The sequence below is a fragment of the Bacillus cereus group sp. MYBK195-1 genome, assembly GCF_051916605.1.
Classification (GTDB): domain Bacteria; phylum Bacillota; class Bacilli; order Bacillales; family Bacillaceae_G; genus Bacillus_A; species Bacillus_A cereus.
In genome coordinates, this window is sequence record NZ_JBQAGZ010000001.1 from 1,064,070 (window position 1) to 1,088,023 (window position 23,954).

A 23,954-nucleotide genomic window follows, 5' to 3' on the forward strand; every position below is an offset into this window, starting at 1 on the left:
GATGGGGAAAATTCGCAAACTCGATGACCAACTCTCTAACTTAATTGCGGCAGGGGAAGTAGTAGAGCGCCCTGCTTCAGTCGTAAAAGAACTTGTGGAAAATTCTATCGATGCGAATAGTACATCTATTGAAATCCACTTAGAAGAAGCTGGGTTATCGAAAATTCGTATCATTGATAACGGTGATGGTATTGCAGAAGAAGACTGTATCGTCGCTTTTGAACGCCATGCAACGAGTAAAATTAAAGATGAAAACGATCTGTTCCGTATAAGAACACTCGGTTTCCGCGGTGAGGCATTGCCAAGTATTGCCTCAGTTAGTGAATTAGAATTAATTACTAGCACAGGTGATGCGCCTGGTACACACCTTATTATTAAAGGTGGAGACATTATAAAGCAAGAGAAGACTGCGAGCCGAAAAGGAACAGATATTACAGTACAAAACTTATTCTTTAATACACCAGCGCGTCTTAAATATATGAAAACCATTCATACAGAGCTCGGAAATATTACAGATATCGTGTATCGTATTGCAATGTCACATCCAGAGGTATCGTTAAAACTGTTTCATAATGAAAAGAAATTGCTTCATACGTCAGGTAACGGTGATGTAAGACAAGTACTTGCATCGATTTACAGTATTCAAGTTGCGAAGAAGCTTGTTCCAATTGAAGCCGAATCTTTAGACTTTACAATTAAAGGCTATGTAACATTACCAGAAGTAACGAGAGCATCTCGTAATTATATGTCAACGATTGTAAATGGTCGTTACGTTCGAAACTTTGTATTAATGAAAGCAATTCAGCAAGGATACCATACATTACTGCCAGTTGGCCGGTATCCAATTGGTTTCTTATCGATTGAAATGGATCCAATGCTAGTTGACGTTAACGTACATCCAGCGAAGTTAGAAGTTCGTTTTAGTAAAGAACAAGAATTGCTAAAGCTGATCGAAGAAACATTGCAAGCTGCATTTAAAAAAATACAGCTTATTCCAGATGCAGGTGTAACAACGAAGAAAAAAGAAAAAGACGAAAGTGTGCAAGAACAGTTCCAGTTTGAGCATGCGAAGCCGAAAGAACCATCTATGCCGGCCATCATTTTACCGACTGGCATGGATGCAAAACAAGAAGAACCGCAGACTGTGAAACAGCCAGCGCAGCTTTGGCAACCACCGAAGCAAGAATGGCAACCACCACAGTCGCTCGTGAGAGAAGAACAAAGTTGGCAACCATCCACTAAACCGATAATCGAAGAACCAATTCAAGAAGAGAAATCGTGGGACAGTAATGAAGAGGACTTTGAACTAGAGGAATTAGAAGAAGAAGTTCGGGAAATAAAAGTGATTGAAATGAACGGGAATGACTTACCACCGCTTTATCCAATTGGACAAATGCATGGAACATATATTTTCGCTCAAAATGATAAAGGCTTATATATGATTGACCAGCATGCTGCGCAGGAACGTATTAATTATGAATACTTCCGTGATAAAGTAGGAAGGGTAGCGCAAGAAGTACAAGAGTTACTTGTACCGTACCGTATTGATCTATCTCTTACTGAATTTTTACGTGTCGAAGAACAGTTAGAAGAACTAAAAAAAGTCGGGCTATTTTTAGAACAATTCGGCCATCAATCCTTTATCGTCCGCTCGCATCCAACGTGGTTCCCGAAAGGACAAGAAACAGAAATTATCGATGAAATGATGGAGCAAGTTGTTAAACTAAAAAAAGTTGATATTAAAAAGTTACGTGAAGAAGCAGCCATTATGATGAGCTGTAAAGCATCCATTAAAGCGAATCAATATTTAACGAACGATCAAATATTTGCTTTACTGGAAGAACTACGTACAACAACAAACCCGTACACATGCCCGCACGGAAGACCAATTCTTGTGCATCATTCTACTTATGAGTTGGAGAAGATGTTTAAGAGGGTTATGTAGAGTGAATAGATTACATTTCAAAAGGGAGCAACATTTACTGTTGCTCCCTTTTAATATGTAGATTTAATTGTTAAACGAGAATATGGTGGAGTAATTTTGTATTGTATTTCTTGGTTGCGTTAACTTAAATTTATCTATGTATAAAAAAGCGCTGTATACAGCACTTTTTAAAAGGTGCATGAATTGTAGCATTACTAACTAAATAACTATCATGGCCAAATGTTGCTTCTTATTTAGCTAATTGTCATAAGGATCTATACAATTACTTATTTTTATTATTATTAATTTTTTCAGTGTATAGAACTTGCTCTTTATAGTGCTTCTTAATTGGGAAGTTATGTGTACCTGTGCCGTTCTTGAATTTTTTGTCAATGGGGTTCTTTAGAGGAACTGTTGTAGTTTCAGTAAATTCATATGGGTAATTTATTTTAGATTTATCTTCAAACATGAAAATGCCTCCTTTTAGGATCTCCTAAATTCTTTACTATAACATGATATGCATATAGATATTTTTTGGACTAGTTATTTATATAGGTTAATGGAATTTAATTACATAACTACTGAAACATTTTAAAGGAAAACAATTTGAGAAAGAAATGGTATGAATAGCTGTTGGCTCCTATTGTTGTTTTTTTTGTTTGACAGTACAGTTAATTATGTATATAAATTCAATATAGATTGTTTTTATAATATGGTTTATATGGGGTTTTCTTGATAATATAATGTGGAATATTATAGTGTTATTAGGTTATTAGGAACATTTAATGCTGTTTCATAACTGAAAGGTAATTGAAAAAAAACTGAAACTTTTCTCATAAAAATTCAATCTAACTTGAAAAATGAAAGGAAAATGAAATTTTCCAAAAGATATTCTTTGTTAAGATAAAAAGCATACATACAAAAAGTATTGACATATCTTAAAAATGTATTTTCAAGATATAGTGGGGGAAAAGATGAGATTAGAAAAACAATTAATAAAAAAGATGTATTATGAAACATTCCTAATGGAGAATGAAACAAAACCAACTCTTGACGTACTTGGACAAGCTTATGTAAACGAAGAAAAAAATGAGATTTCTGATGGGTCTTATATTCGTTTTGCACAAGGTGAATTTTATTATCGTCATCAAGATTTTGAAGCAGCTATTTTTAAATGGGAGAAGGTTAGTAATGAATTAGCACCATGGGCACAAAAAAATATTGCGGATGCTTATTTCGAACTTAATCAATTACCAGATGCTGAAAATATTTATACTTCCATTACTACTGATAATAAAATATTGATGACCGAAATTAGACTACAATTACTTTCTCTTTACATTGAGCAAAATAATTTTGACTCAGCTTTCGGTGTTATTAAAGAAGCAGTTTCTTTAAATCCTGATTATCCGAATGTCACAAAAATTGCCCGTTCCTTTTATGAGGAACAGCAAGATTTTGATAGTGCAGTAGAGCTTGCTGTGAATGAGTTAATTCGCATAGAATCGTATCCTTGGTTTGAGGTGTTAAAAGGATATATCGATAAAGGGTTTACTAAACATATTTCACCAGACTATTTTTATGATGCATTAGCTACATTAAATAATGTAGATCAAGTACAATTTACACAAATGGTTTCATCACTTTGGAACAGTTATAAAGATGAACCAAATTATTTATTATGGCTTAATACAATAAATGAATTTTTCTTACATATTGAAATACATTCGTCCGATATATGGAACAAAGTTTCTGCTCTTTACGAAGAAACGTACTTTGCATTAATTCAAGGTCAATATACGCTTAGACAATTAGACGATATCATACCAAATCTGTTAGCAAACTGGTTAAAGGTAGTCAATCCATCTTATGCTGTATTTCCATCTGCAGCTGTATTGGCATGGGATGAGATTTTCCCTTCCAAAATAGATTCAGCAAATATAGAACATGCGGAAAACTTACTGTCACATTCTATTAATCATGTAAATGGCTTAGAGTACAGCTTACACCTTTTTGAATCTATTACACAGTGGGCACAAAAGCAGAATATAGAAATAGGTCACCGATTTAAGTGGTTAGTTGACGAGCTCGCAGATTTAAGAACAAATCGTATTTTAGTAACGGGAACTTCAGGAAACGGAAAAACTACATTTATTAACTCTATATTAGGAGAAAATATATTAGAAAAATCAATTTCAAATGTAGTAGTTTTAAAAAATGATGCTCATATAGAAATAAACGCTATAACAGACTCAGCAATTACAACAACGGAAGATATCACTGATTACCATAATATGATGTCTCAGCACCATCAAACATATAGAGATAGAGCGTGTGTTGAATTTAAATTACCATGCAGATTTTTAAATGAAAATAAACTTACATTTGTAGTGACACCTGGCTTTAATAGAAATAACGACACTAGAGATGAGATATTCGAATATTTAAATTCTGTAGACGAATTACTATTCGTATTGAATGCGGATTCACCTTTTACTGATAAAGAACGTGATATTCTATTAAGTATTCAAGAACATACGCCAAATTTACAAATTCATTTCTTATTAAATAAAATCGATAACATTTACAGTGAAGCAGAAGTGAAAAGGGTATTACATGATACGGCAACGAGAATAAATACATATTTCCCGTATGCGAGAATTTTCCCTTATTCCTCGTTATATACAAGTAGTCAACAATTAAATGGTCTAATCGAGTTTATTCATTTTAACTTTAATCATAAAAATATCGATGCAGAACGTACTGAAAAGTTATTATTTTTCATTCGAAAAACAATTACATATCTTTTGGATAAACGTGTTGAGAAAGAAAATAATCTGGTGGATGCTATTAATTGGAATGAAGATATGCTAGTGAAACTAAACGGTAGCATTAATAACCTTACTGCATTTGAGAGGGAAAAAATTCATTTCATTACACAATCATATCGTTCAATGAAGACTGAAATTACAAATGATCTTACCGAAAATATTCCGAAGATATTAAAGAGCTGTTCTAATTTAATTAGTGAAGAAAGTGATTTCGGGCACATGGATACGGAACTAAATAAAGCAATGAATGAAAGAGTGCATAAATATTTAGAACAAACTGTATTACCTAATCTTGCTCTTTCTATGCAAAATTGGATTGCAACTTCTAATAATGAGCTTCTTCAAAGTCAAACGTATTTAGAAGAACTTAGTGAAGGGCTTAATTCACTATTTGGAGAAAATAGAATACAGTTAGAATGTGACTTTAAAGTGCTTGATGACTGGCGCAGAGATACTGACAGGATGACGACTAAAATACAAATGGATGAAGTAAATATTTTACGTCGATTTACGCCAGCACAATTTTTACTGAAAAGTGCCGGTAAATTATTTGGAGTTCTTCCTAAAAATAAATCTATGCTATATAACAAATATAAACAGTATGTAGAAAATGAAGATTATACTGAAGTAACGGCTTCTATTATGAAGAAATTTTTCTTGCAATTTGAGCTGTTTGAAAACACACAAGAGCGAGATATTAATATATTCTTTAGGAATCCCTTTAACTCCTTAAAGCAGGCTGTAGAAAACACGCATTTAGAAATACAAGAAAAACAAGAGATGTTACATAAGATGAAATCAAATCCTGAAATCTATCATGATTCTATCATGCTCTTTGAATTGAGATTGCGTCAATGTGAAGTAATTTTAAATATAGGTGATGATAATACCTATACGGATGTAGCTTTAGAAACAAGCGTAGAATAAAAGTAAACACATCAGATTTTGTATATACACGATCTGATGTGTTATAAGAAAGTAAAAGGAGCAACTGTAATAAGTTGCTCCTTTTTCATATATAGATTATTTTTCTGTTTCTTTAATTTTAGTTTGTACTTCGCCAGTTTTAATTTTATTGCTTTCTGAGAAACGTAATAAATCGCCTTCAATAATTTTGTCAGACATTCGTAATTCATTTTGTGCACGTTTAATGAGGGCTTGAGCTTCTTTTTTTGGTAAATCTACAATTTCACCTGTTATACGGTCGTAGAAAGTGTTGTTTTTGTATGCATACTTATCTGTAACGAAGCTACCATCACGTAAAACAACAAAGCCAGTATATTCATCTGAAAACATATCATGGCCAAAACGGATATCATTCGTAGAATCAACACCTAATAAATTTAGAATAGTAGGTTTCATATCGATTTGTCCCGTAGGCTTTGAAATAGTTTGACCTTCTGTTTGTCCTGGAATATGAATATATAAAGGTGTACGTTGTAAATTTAAAGTATCAAATTCTGTTATTTGATCTTTTTCTAAAAACTGTGCCATTGCACGATTATGTTTTTCGGAAATGCCATAATGATCACCGTATAACACAATAATAGAATTATCGTAAAGCCCCTCGGCCTTTAGACGTTCAATAAATTTTTTAATGGATTCGTCTAAGTAACGTGCTGTTACGATGTAACGATCAAATACGCCATTACCAGAGGTGTATGGTTCAATGAATTTTGTATCTTCATCATACGTAAATGGATAATGGTTTGTTAAAGTAAGGAAACGAGCATAGAATGGTTGATTAACAGTTTTTAATATATCTACTGATTGATCAAAGTATTCGATATCTTTTAATCCCCAATTTAAATTTGTTTCTGGTGTGATTTTGTAATCAAGTTCATTATAGTAACGGTCATAACCAAGAGCGGAGTACATAATATTACGATTCCAAAATGTTGCGTTATTTGCATGAAATACAGAAGTGAAATAACCTTGTTGACGTAAAATTTCTGGAGTTGCAGTATAATCATTGTTACCGTGTGTGAAGAATACAGCTCCTCGATTTAATGGATACAACGACGTATCGATTAGAAATTCTGAATCGGATGTTTTCCCTTGACCAGTTTGATGGAAAAAGTTATCAAAGTAATAACTTTCATTTATGAATTCATTTAGGAATGGTGTAACTTCTTGCCCGTTCACTGATGCGCCTATTAAGAAGGTTTGCAAGGATTCAAGAGTGACGACAATTACGTTTTTTCCTTTCGCTGCACCAAACATATTAGGGTTTGGCTCGCTTTGATTTGCTTTTACGTAGTTTTCAGTTTCTTGTAATTTACTACTATCAGCAAGTGCTTTTTGTGACCCAGCTTTTACTTGCAGTGTTAAGTCATATACTTGGTGAGTATATAAGCCTAAATTTTTGACAAGCATGACTCGGTCGAATGATCTTGTTAATAATTCAGGGCGCTCTTTTTCTGCAAGATGTAGATTCGCAAAGAATACACCAATCGTTAAAAGAAAGTATAAAAAGCGCGTAGAATGAGTTACACGTTCTGTTTTAAAGACCAATGATTTCTTTTTTAATAAAATAAAGAAGAAAACAATGTCTACGAATGCGAGTATAATTTTGTAGTTTAATATTTCTATAATACTGCCGCCTAATTGGCCAAAGTTTGAGGTTTGTCCAAGTACTGGTAATGTAACGAAATCACTATAAAAATCATAGAACATTACATTTCCAACAAGTACGATTGTTAATAAGAAATTAATACAGAGCGCTATATAATTTCGCTTTTTACCAGTTGCAAATAATGCTAATCCAACAAACGCTAATGATGCGGCTAGAGGGCTAATAAATAAAATAAGCTCTTGCGTTGAAGACTCAATTTTTAAATCAAAACTGAATCGCGTAATAAGATATGTTTTTAACCATACTGCTAAAGCCATTATTATAACAAAACTTATATTTTGCATCTGTAAATTTATTTTGTTCTTCATTTTTACACCTTCTTTATATAATTTATTTAACTAAAGTTATATATTATGTTTTTATAACTATTAGAATGGAATGAACCATGTAGACTTTGTTTTCTAAAGGGAATAATTTGAAGTATTCATATACATACAATGGGGATTTTTAAAGCGTAGTAGCATAAATATAACTCTTTTTGAGAAACGGGCAGAAAAAGTCATAGTTGTAGTGAAATTGACTTATAGACATCCTACCATATTAAACACTATGATGATGTTACAAAATATCGAACAAATAAAAGTGAAAATGGATAGAGACTTTTAAAACTGTTGACATTCAATTTATTAGAATTGAATGCCAATCGTTTTAAATATACAGTTATATTACATATGTATTTTGTAAAATCCTGATTTTTTGTCGGTTAATCATTAGCCGGGAAGGATAGGGGGCTTATTAATATACTTTTACTATATATGAGTAAAGTGTTTTGAAATTAAAAATATTTGACTGATATTTTAATGATAGAAATTAAATGTCAGATAAGTACTTTCCAACATACAGACCACTTGCAGCTGCTTGAGATAATGAATGCGTAACGCCTGAACAATCTCCAATTAAAAATAGCCCATGCACACTTGTTTCAAAATAGTTATTGAGTTTTATCGTAGGAGCATAGAACTTTCCGTCAATTCCATATAACAAAGTATCTTTATCAATCGGTTCTTGTATAAATTGTTCTAAGCGTAATAAAAACTCTTTGAGCCCTTCAATATATAATTGAGGGATTTCTTGATTCAAATCTCCATAATCCCCCTGTAGTGTAGGGTGTATACGATTATGCTCCATGCTGTTTTCCGCCGTAGGTTGTTTCTTTAGTAAGTCCTCTAAGCGCTGTATAACAATCCGATCTCGTCCTTGGTTAATGTCTTTAATAATTGAACTTGCGTATACATTTGCTTCTTTGAGAGTTGGAAAATAGCGAGGAATAAATAAAGTGAAATTTAAATTAGAAGTGCCAGTTCCTTGCTCTCGAAAATTTTGACCGTCAGGCATAACTAAACCTTCTTCGTACTTTCGAATGATGCGGCCTTGTGGATTCATACAGTAAGTAGTTGCTGTGAAATGCTCACCTTGATAAGAAAGTTTTGTTTCAAAAGTATCTTTTAATATAGAACGTAATTGATGTTCTTTCATTTCTACTCTAATTCCTAAATCTAAACGTGTTTGCTCCTGAGAAATATTTAGGGAACTGCATATTTCTTTTAACCAATCGGCCCCAGAGCGCCCAGTTGCAAATACAAGTTGCTTAGTTTGAACTGTTCCTTGATTTGTCTCTATTGTAAAATGATCTTCCTGTTTCAGAATATGTTGTACATCTATATGAAATTGGATCTTTATTTTCGTCAGTAAAAATTCATAGAGCTGCTGAAAAATGTTACTGGAAAGTGTAGTACCAAGATGTCTTACTTCTGTTGTTAGCATTTGTAAACCACACGCTTCAGCTCTCTTAGTGAGACTTGAATTTTCAGTAGAATATTTTGAAACCGAACTTCCACCAAACTGACATAGAATTTCATCTACTTCAGCCATGAGTTGTATAAAACCCTCTTTACCGACTTTTTTCTCAAGTTCTCCGCCAAATCCGTTTGTATAATTAAATTTCCCTTCAGATTTTCCTAAACCACCAAACCCGAAATATTTATCACATGTAGTACAATTACACACTTTTCCTTCGTCTAAAGGACAATGGCGATCTTCTAGCGCTTTACCTTTATCAAGAATTAAAACTTTTTTGTTACTTTTAGCTAGTGAATAAGCCATAAAAATGCTACTTACTCCAGCGCCGATAATCGTAACATCATACATATTCTTCCACCTGCTAACGAATAGTTTGTTTTTTATTTTTCTAGTGTATAACAATTTTATGAAGTTAAGAAATAGCTTTTATTAATAAAGTGGGAGTTTTTGAACTTGATGCTTTATTAATTTCTACGAGTGGTGGAGTAAATACAAAAATTTTTATTTGAAAGAAGAAACAGTTTAAAAAATAACTATGTCATATGATTAATAACATCTTACATAGAAAAAAACAGACCTTTTAAGTGAAGAGGTCTGTTAATGATTTTAAATCTTATTTAGCAAATACATGGTTACCAATTACTGCTACTGTTTGACGTGTCGTAATCCACTTGTCTGTTGATGTTTTTGGATTGTAGAAATAAAGCCAGTCAGAATGTACTCCATTTGTGGAGATAGCCTCTTCTACAGCCATTTTTGCTTCTGCGCTTGCAGGCTGATTAATTCTTCCATCTGTAACAGGAGTAAATGCATATCCGTATTTAATAGGTTCATAAATAACGCCTGTTATTGTATTTGGAAAACCTTTTGCATTTACACGATTTAGTATAACTTTCGCTACTGCTACTTTTCCTTTATAGGATTCGCCACCTGCTTCAGCGGTAACTAAGCGTGCCATTAAGTCTTTTTCTTTTTGTGAAATGCTTGAGTTGATTTTTAAATGTTGTCCTGTATAAAGCTTGTTTCCGACTGTATTGTTCATTTGTTTTATAGATTGGACAGTGACATTGTAACGCCTTGCTATCGTTTCTAATGAATCTCCCGGTTGTACTTGATAAATAATTTGTCCAGAAATGTTGGCTGGCTTGGCGTTTTGAGGAACAGTGATTTCATTTGATTTCACGGACCCTGGAATATGTAACTGTTCGCCAATAAAGGTTTGATCGTTTCCTTTATTATTAGCCTGTTTAATGGATTGTATTGAAACTCCGTATTGTTTACTAATGCCCCAAAGTGTATCGTTCTTTTTTACTGTATGAATGGTAGAAGCTTCAGCTGTGCTTTGACTACATACGAATGTAATTGCAGCTGCAGATAAAGGGATTATATGTTTTAGTTTTAGTAATTTCATTGTAAATCCTCCTAAGAAAAAATTAAGGTGAAACTATTAAGTAATGTAGTTTGAAATGTATATATGCGTAATATATTAATGTAAGTATATTAGCACATATAAAATAAATAATCACTATAAGTTTCATCTTCGTGTAGTGTAGAGTCCGAATATGAAATATTGCATATGAAAATACATTGAAGTTCATATTTCTGATTACTATAATCTATTTAGTAGAAAGGGAATACGTTATAGAAATAAAATCATTATAGATTAATATAATGATTAATTATTAATTATTAATAGGAGGATTAATGCAATGAAAATATTTCAAAAAATGTGTGCGTCAACTGTAATCATTACAACACTTTTAGGAACAGGGGGTACTATCAATAGTGTACATGCTGATTCTATAGAACAGCAGATTAAATCAGGGATAGAACAAGAAACAGATAAGCAAATCATTGTAAAATTTAAAGCGGATTTGGATTTGCCATATGAAGATGGTATTGAAAAACAAATACAATCTCAAACGAATGATAAAGTAATAAAAGATTTTTTGAAAGAATATCCAGATGTAACATTTACTCGTTTATTCACATCTGTAAGCCCGGAACAAATACAAAACCTTGAAGTGAAAGCACCTAATCATGTATCTACAAGTTTATTAAACTACTATATTCTTCAAAATCAAAATAGTGGGTATGAAGAAGAAATAGTAGATAAGTTAAAGGCATCTTCTTTAATAGAAGATGCGTATATGAAGAAACAAGAGAAAATAATGCCACCTGAAGTGCAATCATCAAGTGTAGCTCTTAATCCTAGTAACAATCCTAGATTTAAAAAACAAGGTTATCTTGAAGCGGCCCCATACGGTATTAATGCGCCTTTCGCCTGGGGAATTCAAGGCGGTAATGGAAATGGTATCACTTTTGTTGATATGGAATACGGATGGTTATTAAATCATGAGGATTTATTACATCAAAAAATTGAGTTAATGTCTGGAAGAAATATAGATCAGCATGTCGGTCATGGGACGTCTGTACTAGGAATTGTATCCTCTGAGGACAATGAAGTTGGGAATATTGGGATTGCGCCAAAAGCGAAAGCAAAGGTTATCTCTCAAATAAGAGATAATGGACAGTATAATACGGCTGATGCAATATTAAGCGCTGTAAATCAGTTAGAAGCTGGGGATGTTTTATTGTTAGAGGCGCAAGCATCTTTCGATGGATATGGTGATAAATATTTACCTGTTGAAGTACAACCAGATATCTTTGATGCAATTCGTGCTGGTACAGATAAAGGGATTGTAATTATAGAGGCCGGAGCAAATGGGTGGAATGATTTAGATGAGTTCAAAGATAGAAAGGGTAAGCAAGTCTTAAATCGTAATAGTAAAGATTTTAAAGATTCGGGTGCAATTATGGTAGGAGCTGGCTCTTCATCTTTCCCTCATGAACGTATGTGGTTTTCGAATTATGGAAGCCGTATTGATGTGTACGGATGGGGAGAAAATGTAGATACAACTACAGCTGAACAAAGTAGAAGTGCTGTAAACCTTTATACTTCAAGCTTTAGCGGAACATCTAGTGCTTCGCCAATTATTGCTGGGGCAGCGACTTTAGTACAAAGCATTGCTAAAGAAAATTTAGGACAACCATATAGACCTAGTGAACTAAGAGCAATATTAAGCAACCAGAGTACAGGAACAAAATCTAAAGATCCATATGCAGATAAAATTGGTGTTTTACCAGATTTGAAGTCTATACTAGTAAACTTAGGCTATGAACAAAGAAAACCAAACGTTGGGAATGAATTACAAGTAACAGAAAATGAACCAAATAATGAGCCTAGACAGGCAAATAAAGTTAACTTTCATACACCGGTGAAAGGAACGCTACATAATAGTGATAGAGTAGATGTATTTACTTTCCAAATTGATTCGCCGGAAAATATTAATATTTCTTTACTAAATGAACAAAATATCGGAATGACATGGGTACTTCATCATGAATCAGATTTAAATAACTATGTAGCATATGGTGAAAATGAAGGCAATGTAGTTAAAGGAACTTATAATGCAAAGCCAGGTAAATATTATTTATACGTCTATAAATATGAGAATAAAGATGGTTCATACGTATTGAACATAAAATAAGTAAAAGGAACTTCAGATGAAGTTCCTTTAAATTTTTCTAATTTAGTATATGTGAATGATTTTTTAACTTTACTTCTATGCAATATTTCATATTGATGAAATGTTATTTATTTTTTCTGAACTAGCTTATATTATATTCAATAAGTTTGATGTAAAAACAGAAAAAGAGAGGGATAATAATGAGCAATAAGAAGTTAATTTTGAAATTATTCATATGTAGTACAATATTTATCACATTTGTATTTGCTTTACATGATAAGAGAGTAGTTGCAGCTAGCTCTGTTAATGAGCTTGAAAATTTATCAAAATGGATGCAACCTATACCTGATAGTATCCCGTTAGCACGAATTTCAATTCCAGGAACACACGATAGTGGGACGTTCAAGTTGCAAAATCCGATTAAGCAAGTATGGGGAATGACGCAAGAATATGATTTTCGCTATCAAATGGACCATGGAGCTCGCATTTTTGATATAAGAGGACGTTTAACAGATGATAATACGATAGTTCTTCATCATGGGCCATTATATCTTTATGTAACACTGCATGAATTCATAAACGAAGCGAAACAATTTTTAAGAGATAACCCGAGTGAAACGATTATTATGTCTTTAAAAAAAGAGTATGAGGATATGAAAGGGGCAGAAGGTCCATTTAGTAGTACGTTTGAAAAAAATTATTTTGTTGATCCTATCTTTTTAAAAACAGAAGGAAATATAAAACTTGGAGATGCTCGTGGGAAAATTGTACTACTAAAAAGATATAGTGGTAGTAATGAATCTGGAGGATATAATAATTTTTATTGGCCAGATAATGAGACGTTTACCACAACTGTAAATCAAAATGTAAATGTAACAGTACAAGATAAATATAAAGTGAGTTATGATGAGAAAGTAAAATCTATTAAAGATACGATGAATGAAACGATGAACAATAGTGAGGATTTAAATCATCTATATATAAATTTTACAAGCTTGTCTTCTGGTGGTACAGCATGGAATAGTCCATATTACTATGCCTCTTATATAAATCCTGAAATTGCAAACTATATAAAACAAAAGAATCCTTTGAGAGTGGGCTGGGTAATTCAAGACTATATAAATGAAAAGTGGTCACCATTATTGTATCAAGAAGTTATAAGAGCGAATAAGTCATTAATAAAAGAATAAAGATGATGAGAGTAAGAAGCGATAAAATATATCGCTTCTTTTTATTTTCCAATAACCAACAATATAAATTGTACTTTTATAATAGAAAAAAATAAAAACATAAGATATAATCATACATATAAAATTTGTACCAATAAATTATAAATGTATCATTAAATTTAATTTGTTGTAATGAAATGGAGGTATATACTATGAAGTTTCCACATGATTTTTTATTCGGAGCTGCTTCAGCTTCTTATCAAGTAGAAGGTGCATGGAATGAAGATGGAAAAGGTGTTACGAATTGGGACGAGTTTTCAAAAGTTCCTGGCAAAACATACAATGGAACAAATGGTGATGTAGCTGTTGATCATTATCATCGATATAAGGAAGATGTTCGCTTAATGGCTGAGATGGGATTAGAATCGTATCGTTTTTCTATTTCTTGGGCAAGAATATTGCCGACTGGAGATGGAGAGGTAAATGAAAAAGGGATTGAATTTTATAACAACTTAATTGATGAATGTTTAAAATACGGGATTGTACCGTTTGTCACTTTATATCATTGGGATTTACCATTACCGTTAGAAAAAGATGGTGGATGGACGAATAAAAGAACAGCAGAGGCTTTCGTAAAATATGCAGAAACTTGTTTTAAGGCATTTGGTGACAGAGTTAAGCATTGGATTACTTTTAATGAGACAGTAATGTTTTGTGGACTAGGTTATTTAAAAGGTGCACATCCACCAGGAATACAAAATGATGTTCCAAAGTATTTTCAAGCGACTCATTATGTATTTTATGCACATGCGAAAACAGTTGCGGTATATAAGCAGCTGAAACAATATGGTGAGATTGGGATTACACATGTTTTCTTACCTGCTTATAGTGTGGATAACCAAAAAGAAAATATACAAGCAGCAAATCATGCGAATGAATATGAAACGTATTGGTATTATGATCCAGTTTTAAAAGGTGAGTATCCGTCTTATGTTGTACAACAATTAAAGGAAAAAGGGTGGACTCCTAATTGGACGGTTGAAGAATTAGAAATTATTAAACAAAATGCAGAAGAAAATGATTTTATTGGTTTGAATTATTATCAACCAATACGAGTAGAAAGATACGATATGGATATAAAGAGTGAGGAACATTCTCGAGAAAACTCAACGCTTGCTCCAGGTAATCCTTCTTTTGATGGTTTTTATCGAACAGTTAAAATGGATGATAAAACATATACAAAATGGGGATGGGAAATATCTCCCGAAGGTTTCTTAGAGGGATTGCATATGTTGAAAGCGCGTTACGGTGACATAAAGATGTATGTAACGGAAAATGGACTTGGTGATGAAGATCCAATCATTGACGGAGAAATTGTAGATGTTCCGAGAATTAAATTTATTGAAGCGCATTTAAAAGTAATGAAGCGTGCAATTGAAGAGGGAATTAATTTAAAAGGTTATTATGCATGGTCAGTGATTGATCTTTTAAGTTGGTTAAATGGATATAAAAAGCAATATGGCTTTATTTTTGTCGATCATAATGATAACTTAAAACGTAAGAAGAAACTTTCGTTTCATTGGTATAAACATGTGATCGAAACGAGAGGGGAAGAGTTATAACAGATAAAAGAGTATTTTAGGAGAAAGTGTATGAGTGCAAAGTATAAACAAATTGCAGATATGTTAGAGCAAAACATTCGAGATGGGCTTTTTAATGAAACGAAAAAACTACCTACAGAAGAAGCGTTGATGAATCGATTTGAAGTAAGCCGTAATACGATACGTAAAGTAATTAGTCAGCTTGTGAATAGAGGTTATATTTTTCAAGTACAAGGTAGTGGTATGTTTTTACGCGAAACTTCTGTAACAGATTACATTAATTTAGGAAGTTTACGTGGATTAACGAAAAATCTTGTTTCACAAAATATTGAAACGAAAGTGTTAGAGCTTGAAGTAATAGATGCGGACGAAGAAATAGCAAAGCGAATGCAATGCGAAGCTGGAACTAGGTTGTATTTTTTGAAGCGCTTAAGAATTGTAGATGCTAAGCCGTTCTCTATTGAAGTAAGTTATTTCAAAAAGGATATTATTCCATATTTGAACGAAGAAATAGCATTAAGCTCTGTATACAGTTATTTCATTGAAGATTTACGATTAAATATTGGTTTTGCTGATAAAGTTATTAGTTGTGAAAAAGTAAATAAAGAAAATGCACAGCTTTTAGAATTAAATGAAGGTGATCCGGCGCTTCTTATTGAAAATACAGTGTATCTTGTAAATGGAACAATTTTCGAGTTATCTCAGTCGATGTTTCATTATGAAAAGACTAAACTTTTAAATCGAATTAATTTTAAATGAAAAATTATCGTGTGAAAAAAGCAACTGATCCTAAGTGATCAGTTGCTTTTTATTTTTAAAGTGGATGAGCAAAAAAACACGAAAGTGGTTGGTCCGCTTTTTACAAACATCTATTATGATAAGAGAAGAAAGGTAGTATGTTATCAACGTTTTAAAGAGGAAGGTTTTTATGTAAGTTCTTTAATTAAAATAGATGGGGCTTAGAGAGGTGAAAAGACAATGAGTTTTGCAATTTCACTAGTCGTTATTATTGTAATTGTATCGCTATTTGGGACTGTACTAGTTGCAAGAAACGTGGAGGATAATTATGGTAAGTCTACAAAAAGAAATGTGAAAAACTTATCTGCAATCTATATTCTTCTTCTTTTTGTTCTACTGCTTGGGGTAACATGGTATGCGGTAATGATCTGATAGTTTGTAAAAGAACTGAAATGAGAGTATGAAGTTGGAATTTTAGAAGGTATCGAGTAATCAGAAAGAGAGCCATTTTGGATATATCTATTTGCGGATAAGAAGATGTGACTAATTAATACTATTTTTAGAGTAAATACTGTTAGTAATAAATTGAGATTAGTTTGTTTTGAGAGGGAGCAACTATATGGAATGGAAACCAAATCGTGCAGATAAGACACCTGTATATAAACAAATCGCGGATTATATTGAAAGAGGCATTTCTTCAGGAGAATTACCTTCTGATAGTAAGTTACCTTCTGAGCGTATGTTAGCAAAGGAATTACAGGTGAACCGGAGTACAATAGTAGCTGCGTATGAAGAATTAAAATCACTTGGAGTAGTAGAACGACAAAAGGGAAGCGGAACACGGGTCAATACGGACATATGGGGTGTCTTACATAAACGAATACCGAACTGGGGTAGGTACGTGGAGGATGGATCGTTCTTACCTAACGTACCACTCGTTCAACAAATTCGAACGGAAACACAAAAAGATGATTTAATTAATTTAGCAAGCGGTGAACTGTCACCAGAATTAATTCCAAGTGATAGATTTCGAACAATTTTGTCGGAGAAAACATTTATGGAAAACCTCGGTTATGACCATCCACTTGGAAATGAGATGTTGAGAAAAACAATTGCAGCACATGTTCAGCAATATAAACAAATTGAAGCAGATTCAAGCTCTATTCTTATTACGTCAGGAGCACAACAGGCGCTTAATCTTATCGTTCAATGTTTATTAAAACCTGGTGATGCGATTGCGATTGAAGATCCTTCGTATTGTTTTTCGCTCCCAATGTTTAAATCGGCCGGTTTAAACATATTTCATTTACCTGTTGATAAGGATGGAATGAATCCAGATGACTTAATCGATTTGCACAAAAAGCATCGCATTCGTATGGTGTTTTTGAATCCAGATTATCAAAATCCAACGGGTACTGTGCTTTCATTAGCGAGACGTAAAAAAATTTTAGAACTGTCTTCTGAGTTCGGTATACCAATTGTAGAAGATGATCCGTATAGTTTAATTTCTTTTAATGGAGAAGTGAACCCGACATTAAAATCAATGGACCAAAATGGAAATGTTCTTTATATAAGTTCATTATCAAAAATTGTTGCATCAGGATTACGTATTGGATGGATAATTGGTCCTACACGCGTAATTGAGCGTTTAGCAGATGCAAAGCAACAAGTTGATTTTGGCCATAGTGTATTTACGCAGTGGGTAGCAAATCAATTTTTAGAATCAAAGGATTTCCATACACATATTACGATACTTCGTGGACAATTGAAGCAAAGAAGAGATGAATTAATTGCAGAGCTTGAAGGAACATTGGGAGAACGAGTTGAATGTTTCGTGCCAGAGGGTGGAATACATGTATGGTGTAAAGTAACAGGAAAATTTGATGAATATCACTTATTAGGTGAATCTATACGGAATGGTGTCGCATTTGTTCCGGGCAGTGTTTTAGGTTCGAAAAATGAATATATACGATTTACGTTTGGTAGAGCGAATATAGAACAAATTCAACTTGGAATTAAACGGTTTGCCGACACGCTAAATGAGATTTCATAATATGGATGTGTGATAGTGAAATGAGGGAAAGAAATGAAGTACGTGACGCTTTTACTTCAAGTAGGCGTGCTATATGTATTTAGCCTAGTGGGTACGTGGATTCAGGAAATATTCCATCTATCAATACCGGGGAATTTAATAGGGATGTTAATACTGTTCCTGCTCCTTTCCACTCGCGTTTTACCGTTAAAATGGTTTGAGTTAGGTTCGGAAAAGTTAATCGTATTTTTACCGTTATTTTTAATCCCTTCGACAACAGGGCTCATGGAATACGGGTCTTTTCTTTTCAGTAAGGGAAGTATTATATTCCTTTTAGTAGTTGCAAGTACTGTAGTAACTTTGATTGTTTCAGGGTATATAAGTCAATTATTAGTCACATCAAAAAAATAAAATCGACAAGGTGCACGATTCAAATGGTCTTAATTATTATTACTGTAGCAATTTATTTCTTGGCGACAAAGCTATATAAAAAAATTACGTTTGCATTTACGTTACCAGTGTTAACAGTTACGGCAATTATGATTTGTTTATTTTTGATTTTTGGTATTTCTCATCATGAGTATAGGGAAAATGGGGGAAACATTCTTTCAAGCTTATTGAGCCCTGCAATTGTAGCATTGGCCATACCTCTATTTAAAGAGCGAAAGATACTGATGAAAAATTTTTCATCGATACTAATCGGAGTAGTGATAGGTATAGTGGCTGTAACGAGCATGAATGTAGTGATTGGCGGAATTTTAAATATAGATAAGGAACTTATATTAACTACTTTACCACAGGTAGCGACAATGCCAATTGCCCTTTCAATAGCGGATCAAATTGGTGGTATTCCATCTATGACTTCTAGTTTTGTAGTTGTTGCAGGAATAACAGGCGCTATTATGGGACCAACAGTACTTAAGTTTTTCCGTATAACAAGTACGATTGGAAAAGGAGTTGGAATGGGCTGTGCATCACATATTATCGGTGTGAGTCGTTTAGTGAAAGAAGGCGAGAAAGAAGCGACTATCGGTTCGGTAACGATGATTGTAACTGGAATACTTATTAGTATACTAATAAGTATGGAACGAAATTTATTTTTTAAATGTAATGGAGATGATAACAATGACAACATGGTTTATAGTTACATTATTTGTTTTTGGAGCTATTAAAGTATTAGTTTCTAGCATGCCCACTTCTGTTGTAGAATCAATTATTAGTAAATTTGAATTGCATCAAAAGCTTGAGGTGGAAAATACTTCTATATCGATAGATGGAAAAAATATAGAGGGAGAAATGAAACTACAAGTTATTCATGAATTTAATGAGGCTTTGTTTTTAGATAAACATTATTTCCCGCCGCACGGAGAAGGAACACCGATCGTTATTAACACGAAGAAAGGGAATAAAGAGATTAGATTTTCGCTATATAGCTATGAGGAACATGTTGATGTCATTAAGCAATATAAGAAGAAAGTCGTTGCCTATCGTTTACGCTCTAAAAGCCTTCAAACATTGGCACCATTAGTAATAACGGAAGAGTATGCTTAAGAAGAGACCTATAATGGTCTCTTTATTTTTTTATCCAATTATATACGTTCCAAATAAAAGAATGAAAAATCATATAACCAAATAAAGAATATGTATGGTTCCAATTCGCACTATGTACAAATAAACCTAAACTTTCAGCAATCTGTTCAAAAAGGCTAGCACAAATACCGATTGAAATAATAAATAAAATTCTAGAAACTTTAGATAATTTTTTTGAAATGTGTATAAAGATAACTGTTAAAATCGGCAGTACGAACAATGTAAAAGCTATATTCACCGAAAATGTGGATGAGAAGGGCCTAGCCGGAAAAGAATATATTTGTTTATGAACAAAAAAGGCATCTAAGCAAGTTCCAATAATAGAAGAGAGAAAGATTGTAACTACTAATGCTAGAAACTCATTCTTCTTCTCGGAGGAGGACATTTTTCTTTGCGAGAATGGCGAGTTCAATTTTTTCGAGTGTTTTGCAGTAGTCTTCTGTAATTTGTCCATTTATATTTTCCTCCTTATCAACTAAGTAATTTACAACTTGCCAATCGGTAAACCAATCTTCACTGTCAACTGCTTCATGCTTCATATCTCGCCATGCATAGATGAGTGCAGGGCTGTATATGCGATAAGCGCCATTTCGTAACTGGCATTTCTTTATTCGGCGCTTATAAAACTCACGGGAAAAAGATTCATTTACACTTGAAAATAAATGGGGCCAGTAATCTTTCCTAGATCCTGTATGTGGATGGTGTTGAGCCCAGCTTATTATTTGAGATAAAACATGTGTATCTCGAAATAATAATGAGTACAATCTTTTTCCAATTAATATCCGTTCATGTAAGGAAGTGAAATGTTTCATTGTATCACCAAATAGTAATACTTTTTGTTTCTTATCATTTTCGTAGAATGGGAAAAGGATATGATTAAACTGAAAGAAATCAAAGAGTTTAAATCCAATACTATTTAGTACAGTCTTTTTAAATTGTACATTTTGAATCACTCTTTTTTCTAAGTAGTTTTGTTCATTAATAATAGTTGCAATTGCTAAAGTTTTTTTGTTACCTGTTTTCCAAAAATGGTTCCACATCGTTTCCATAAATGTAGAAACATTTAGGTGAGGGAGAAGGTGAAATAACTTTTGTGATCTCTTTACACTTTGTTCGTAAAGTAAAAATTGAGGGTATACATCTTGGAAAATAAGCCAATTCCCTCTTTCTAAAAAAGAAAAAAATATGAATTGATCTTTCTCTGATAAAATTCTCGTATATAAATCGCCCTTTAAATCAGTCATATTCCAACCACCGTTACGTGATACCATATGCCCAAGCAGTGCCCAATGTATTTCTGGATATTGAATGTAAAATTGGTAGTATGCGCGTGTTCTTGTAACATTATTTTTATTTAGCTGTTCTGTTTGTATTTTTATTTTGTTGATGATGAGTTGTTCTTCTTTCGTTAATTTATACATGGTGCCAGAAGGAATAAGTTTGCTTTTTTGTTTCAATTCATTTTTTACGTCGAATAGGGAGAGAGGCAGTGCTTTGGAAGGTCCGTTATATGTATGATTTGAATTGCTTCGGTCCATTCCGTTACCTCCCTTTTTCATAAATTTAAACATGATTATTGGCTATGAATCATTCTATTTATTTTATTACGAGTATAAGAAATAAATGAGCGGTGTTTTTTACAAGGAATTTATTTATCATGAAAACCGTATAGAAAATCTTACTGTTGTGAGATGAAATGAAAAACAGAAACTACGTTTAATAGTTTCTGTTTTTTTATTTTGTCAATTAAATGTAACAAACGACGATTATGATTTGAATCAATTGAAAATAATTCAATAAATATTATTTAAATTGAGATGTTTCGTAGGAGGAAAAAGAATGTTAAATAAAATAATTTTAATTACTGGTGGGACAGGTTCGTGGGGGCATGAACTTATAAAACAACTATTAGAAAAATCACCGAAAGAAATTAGAATTTTTTCAAGAAATGAAACGGTTCAGTTTGAAATGCAGCAACAGTTTATAAATGATGATAGGTTAAAATTTATTATTGGAGATATTCGTGATAAAGATCAACTAGTCTATGCTTGCCAAGGTGTACATTATGTGTTCCATCTGGCAGCTTTAAAACATGTTCCAGTATGTGAGTATTATCCTTATGAAGCTATAAAAACAAATATACATGGTACGCAAAATGTAATTGAAGCCTCTATACAGATGCAAGTTGAAAAAGTTATATATGTTTCAACGGATAAAGCAGCTGATCCATCAAATACGTATGGGATGACAAAAGCAATTGGTGAAAAATTAATGGTTCATGCGAATATACAAACGAAGAAAACAAAATTCATTTGTGTTCGTGGTGGAAATGTTTTAGGAACGAGTGGAAGTGTAGTACCACTTTTTAAACAACAAATTAAAAAATCTTCAGAAGTAGGGATTACCGATGCGAATATGACTAGATTTTTCTTAACAGTTGAGGATGCTGTTGGATTGTTATTTAAAGCCGTATCTCAAGGTAGAGGCGGGGAAATCTTTGTTATGAAAATGCCGGCATGTAAAATAACAGATTTAGCAGAAGTATTAATTGAATATTCTGGAAAAGAAAAAGTTAAGGTAAAAGAGGTAGGGATAAGACCGGGTGAAAAATTAAGTGAAATGCTTCTATCTGAGGTAGAGAGTAAAACAAGTATAAGTTTTGATCAAAATTATTTTGTGGTACTACCGACTATTCCTATAGAAGGACTTCAAGAATATTATTCTAGCTATCCTCTAGTGGATGTGAAGAGTTTTAGTTCTCAACAAGACTTACTTGAAAAACATGAGGTGAAACAAATGCTATTAAAAGGAGGATTTTTGCGATGAAAAAAAATGCGATCCTTTTAATAACTGGTGCAAATGGTTTCACAGGACGCCATGCTTGCCACTATTTTTTAGAGCAGGGCTTTCATGTAATTCCTATGTTTCAAAATCGTGCACATAGAGAAAAAATTAAAAATGGTATTACTTGTAATTTAACTAATAAGAGCGAAGTAATGAAGGTAATGAAACAAATAAAGCCAGACTACGTATTGCATTTAGCAGGAAGGAATTCGGTCATAGAATCTTGGACAGCTGCCCTTGAATATATAGAGATTAATGTAATAGGAACGTTATATTTATTAGAAGCAATTAAGCAAGAAGCCTCGCATTGTAGAACATTAGTTATAGGATCTGCTTTGCAAGCAAATAGTATGAACGAAATAAAAATTTCGAATCCATATAGTTTAAGTAAAACGATGCAAGTCATTATTGCAGAGGCTTGGGGAGGATTAATGGATTCAAATATTATCATTGCAAAGCCCTCAAATTTAATTGGTCCAGGGGTATCGAATGGTATTTGTTCGATTCTCGCAAAGAAAATGATAGATATAGAATCAGGTAGAAGTAAGGCTATTATCGAAGTAAACAGTTTGAAAGATAGTAGAGATTTTCTAGATGTACGTGATGCGGTCAAAGCGTATCATGTGTTATTACGAGATGGAATAAATGGAAAACAATATAATATCGGATCAGGAGTAAAACGATCTTTATTAGATGTACTAGAACAATATAAAGAATTAACACAGCTAAATTTTTTTATAGAGGAAACAGAGAAAAGTGGGAGCGACTCAAATGAGAGTTTAGCAACAGAGGAAATAAAAAAGTTAGGTTGGATCCCAGAAATTGAATTTCATCAATCATTAAAAGATGTACTTGAGTATGCGAAGTGTAGTGACATCTGCATGCAATGAAAAACAAAAAAGGGTGTAAGAAATATATGAATGGTTATGAAGTAATAGATAATCAAAATACGCTATTTCTTTCAATTGTTGATACGCTGGACTGGAGAGATGAAGAAGCGCATGTATTGCTTATTTATGAGGCAATACATAAATATCAAGCGTATGTAGAAGAAAAAAGGGTCAATCGAATAAAGTCAGCATTAGAGACGGAAACTAGGTATGTGATTCAAATCTTTGCTCAATATGAGTGTAGTGAGTATGGAAATGATTTTTATGAACTCATTAACGATCTTTTAAAAGATATAGAGGTGGAGTTAAAGATTTATATAAAAAATAATAAGTTCATTTACATTTAAAAGGTAAATATAAAGCTAGATTT

Annotated in this window: 19 protein-coding genes and 1 pseudogene; 14 read left to right on the forward strand and 6 right to left on the reverse strand. The window is 32.8% G+C overall.

Annotated features, from left to right (window positions below; all coding sequences use genetic code 11):
• Window position 1 precedes the first annotated feature (1 nt).
• A complete protein-coding gene (gene mutL / locus ACTFRY_RS05745) occupies window positions 2-1,945 on the forward strand; it encodes a DNA mismatch repair endonuclease MutL (protein ID WP_098616345.1) in 1,944 nt (647 codons plus the stop codon).
• 262 nt (window positions 1,946-2,207) lie between these two features.
• Here mutL and ACTFRY_RS05750 read toward each other — a convergent pair whose 3' ends face one another.
• The gene (locus ACTFRY_RS05750; protein WP_000461138.1) at window positions 2,208-2,393 is read right to left on the reverse strand and encodes a hypothetical protein; all 186 of its coding nucleotides are present in this window, start codon (window positions 2,391-2,393) and stop codon (window positions 2,208-2,210) included.
• A gap of 505 nt (window positions 2,394-2,898) precedes the next feature.
• Between ACTFRY_RS05750 and ACTFRY_RS05755 the strand changes: the two genes are divergently transcribed.
• The gene (locus ACTFRY_RS05755) at window positions 2,899-5,682 is read left to right on the forward strand and encodes a dynamin family protein (RefSeq protein WP_061664431.1); all 2,784 of its coding nucleotides are present in this window, start codon (window positions 2,899-2,901) and stop codon (window positions 5,680-5,682) included.
• A gap of 96 nt (window positions 5,683-5,778) precedes the next feature.
• On the opposite strand, the gene ACTFRY_RS05760 is transcribed toward ACTFRY_RS05755, so the two are convergent.
• From ACTFRY_RS05760 to ACTFRY_RS05770, 3 genes are all read right to left on the reverse strand, one after another.
• Window positions 5,779-7,698: an LTA synthase family protein gene (locus tag ACTFRY_RS05760; protein ID WP_000791037.1), complete on the reverse strand. Its 1,920-nt coding sequence runs from the start codon at window positions 7,696-7,698 to the stop codon at window positions 5,779-5,781.
• 502 nt (window positions 7,699-8,200) lie between these two features.
• Window positions 8,201-9,538, reverse strand: a complete 1,338-nt coding sequence (locus tag ACTFRY_RS05765) for an NAD(P)/FAD-dependent oxidoreductase (RefSeq protein ID WP_000272400.1) — start codon at window positions 9,536-9,538, stop codon at window positions 8,201-8,203.
• A gap of 265 nt (window positions 9,539-9,803) precedes the next feature.
• Window positions 9,804-10,601: a cell wall hydrolase gene (locus ACTFRY_RS05770; RefSeq protein ID WP_000771175.1), complete on the reverse strand. Its 798-nt coding sequence runs from the start codon at window positions 10,599-10,601 to the stop codon at window positions 9,804-9,806.
• Between the two features lie 298 nt (window positions 10,602-10,899).
• On the opposite strand from ACTFRY_RS05770, the gene ACTFRY_RS05775 reads away from it, so the two are divergent.
• The 9 genes and pseudogenes from ACTFRY_RS05775 to ACTFRY_RS05815 all read left to right on the forward strand — a co-directional run bounded on the left by ACTFRY_RS05775 (window position 10,900) and on the right by ACTFRY_RS05815 (window position 19,811).
• Window positions 10,900-12,741 carry a S8 family peptidase gene (locus tag ACTFRY_RS05775; RefSeq protein ID WP_000689189.1) on the forward strand — a complete coding sequence of 614 codons (1,842 nt, stop codon included), beginning with the start codon at window positions 10,900-10,902 and terminating at the stop codon, window positions 12,739-12,741.
• A gap of 179 nt (window positions 12,742-12,920) precedes the next feature.
• Window positions 12,921-13,910, forward strand: coding sequence for a phosphatidylinositol diacylglycerol-lyase (gene plcA / locus ACTFRY_RS05780; RefSeq protein WP_000066294.1), 990 nt, complete (start codon window positions 12,921-12,923; stop codon window positions 13,908-13,910).
• Window positions 13,911-14,101: 191 nt separating this feature from the next.
• A complete protein-coding gene (locus tag ACTFRY_RS05785) occupies window positions 14,102-15,511 on the forward strand; it encodes a glycoside hydrolase family 1 protein (RefSeq protein WP_000671637.1) in 1,410 nt (469 codons plus the stop codon).
• 30 nt (window positions 15,512-15,541) lie between these two features.
• Complete coding sequence (locus ACTFRY_RS05790; RefSeq protein WP_001274901.1) at window positions 15,542-16,249, forward strand: GntR family transcriptional regulator; 708 nt, start codon at window positions 15,542-15,544, stop codon at window positions 16,247-16,249.
• 219 nt (window positions 16,250-16,468) lie between these two features.
• Complete coding sequence (locus ACTFRY_RS05795) at window positions 16,469-16,660, forward strand: hypothetical protein (protein WP_000006452.1); 192 nt, start codon at window positions 16,469-16,471, stop codon at window positions 16,658-16,660.
• Between the two features lie 187 nt (window positions 16,661-16,847).
• Window positions 16,848-18,281 carry a MocR-like pyridoxine biosynthesis transcription factor PdxR gene (pdxR, locus tag ACTFRY_RS05800; protein ID WP_044796952.1) on the forward strand — a complete coding sequence of 478 codons (1,434 nt, stop codon included), beginning with the start codon at window positions 16,848-16,850 and terminating at the stop codon, window positions 18,279-18,281.
• Between the two features lie 33 nt (window positions 18,282-18,314).
• Window positions 18,315-18,671 (forward strand): CidA/LrgA family holin-like protein, encoded by a 357-nt coding sequence (locus ACTFRY_RS05805; protein WP_000878485.1) that lies wholly within the window; start codon window positions 18,315-18,317, stop codon window positions 18,669-18,671.
• A gap of 23 nt (window positions 18,672-18,694) precedes the next feature.
• Window positions 18,695-19,365: pseudogene (locus ACTFRY_RS05810) on the forward strand (LrgB family protein).
• Between the two features lie 20 nt (window positions 19,366-19,385).
• The gene (locus tag ACTFRY_RS05815) at window positions 19,386-19,811 is read left to right on the forward strand and encodes a YfmQ family protein (RefSeq protein ID WP_044796957.1); all 426 of its coding nucleotides are present in this window, start codon (window positions 19,386-19,388) and stop codon (window positions 19,809-19,811) included.
• Between the two features lie 22 nt (window positions 19,812-19,833).
• Here ACTFRY_RS05815 and ACTFRY_RS05820 read toward each other — a convergent pair whose 3' ends face one another.
• Window positions 19,834-20,235 carry a CBO0543 family protein gene (locus tag ACTFRY_RS05820; RefSeq protein WP_033683151.1) on the reverse strand — a complete coding sequence of 134 codons (402 nt, stop codon included), beginning with the start codon at window positions 20,233-20,235 and terminating at the stop codon, window positions 19,834-19,836.
• Entirely contained in the window at window positions 20,210-21,388 is a 1,179-nt protein-coding gene (locus ACTFRY_RS05825; RefSeq protein ID WP_016118506.1) for a DUF2515 domain-containing protein, read from the reverse strand. Before ACTFRY_RS05825 ends, ACTFRY_RS05820 begins: the two co-directional genes overlap by 26 nt.
• A gap of 301 nt (window positions 21,389-21,689) precedes the next feature.
• On the opposite strand from ACTFRY_RS05825, the gene ACTFRY_RS05830 reads away from it, so the two are divergent.
• Genes ACTFRY_RS05830 through ACTFRY_RS05840 form a run of 3 tightly spaced genes read left to right on the forward strand, consistent with a single transcriptional unit; the run spans window position 21,690 to window position 23,931 of the window.
• Complete coding sequence (locus ACTFRY_RS05830) at window positions 21,690-22,676, forward strand: UDP-N-acetylglucosamine 4,6-dehydratase family protein (RefSeq protein WP_000932588.1); 987 nt, start codon at window positions 21,690-21,692, stop codon at window positions 22,674-22,676.
• Window positions 22,673-23,584 carry an NAD-dependent epimerase/dehydratase family protein gene (locus ACTFRY_RS05835; protein WP_000739017.1) on the forward strand — a complete coding sequence of 304 codons (912 nt, stop codon included), beginning with the start codon at window positions 22,673-22,675 and terminating at the stop codon, window positions 23,582-23,584. Before ACTFRY_RS05830 ends, ACTFRY_RS05835 begins: the two co-directional genes overlap by 4 nt.
• Window positions 23,581-23,931 carry a DUF6572 domain-containing protein gene (locus ACTFRY_RS05840; protein WP_002098140.1) on the forward strand — a complete coding sequence of 117 codons (351 nt, stop codon included), beginning with the start codon at window positions 23,581-23,583 and terminating at the stop codon, window positions 23,929-23,931. The genes ACTFRY_RS05835 and ACTFRY_RS05840 overlap by 4 nt, the downstream gene beginning before the upstream one ends.
• The last annotated feature ends 23 nt before the right edge of the window (window positions 23,932-23,954 follow it).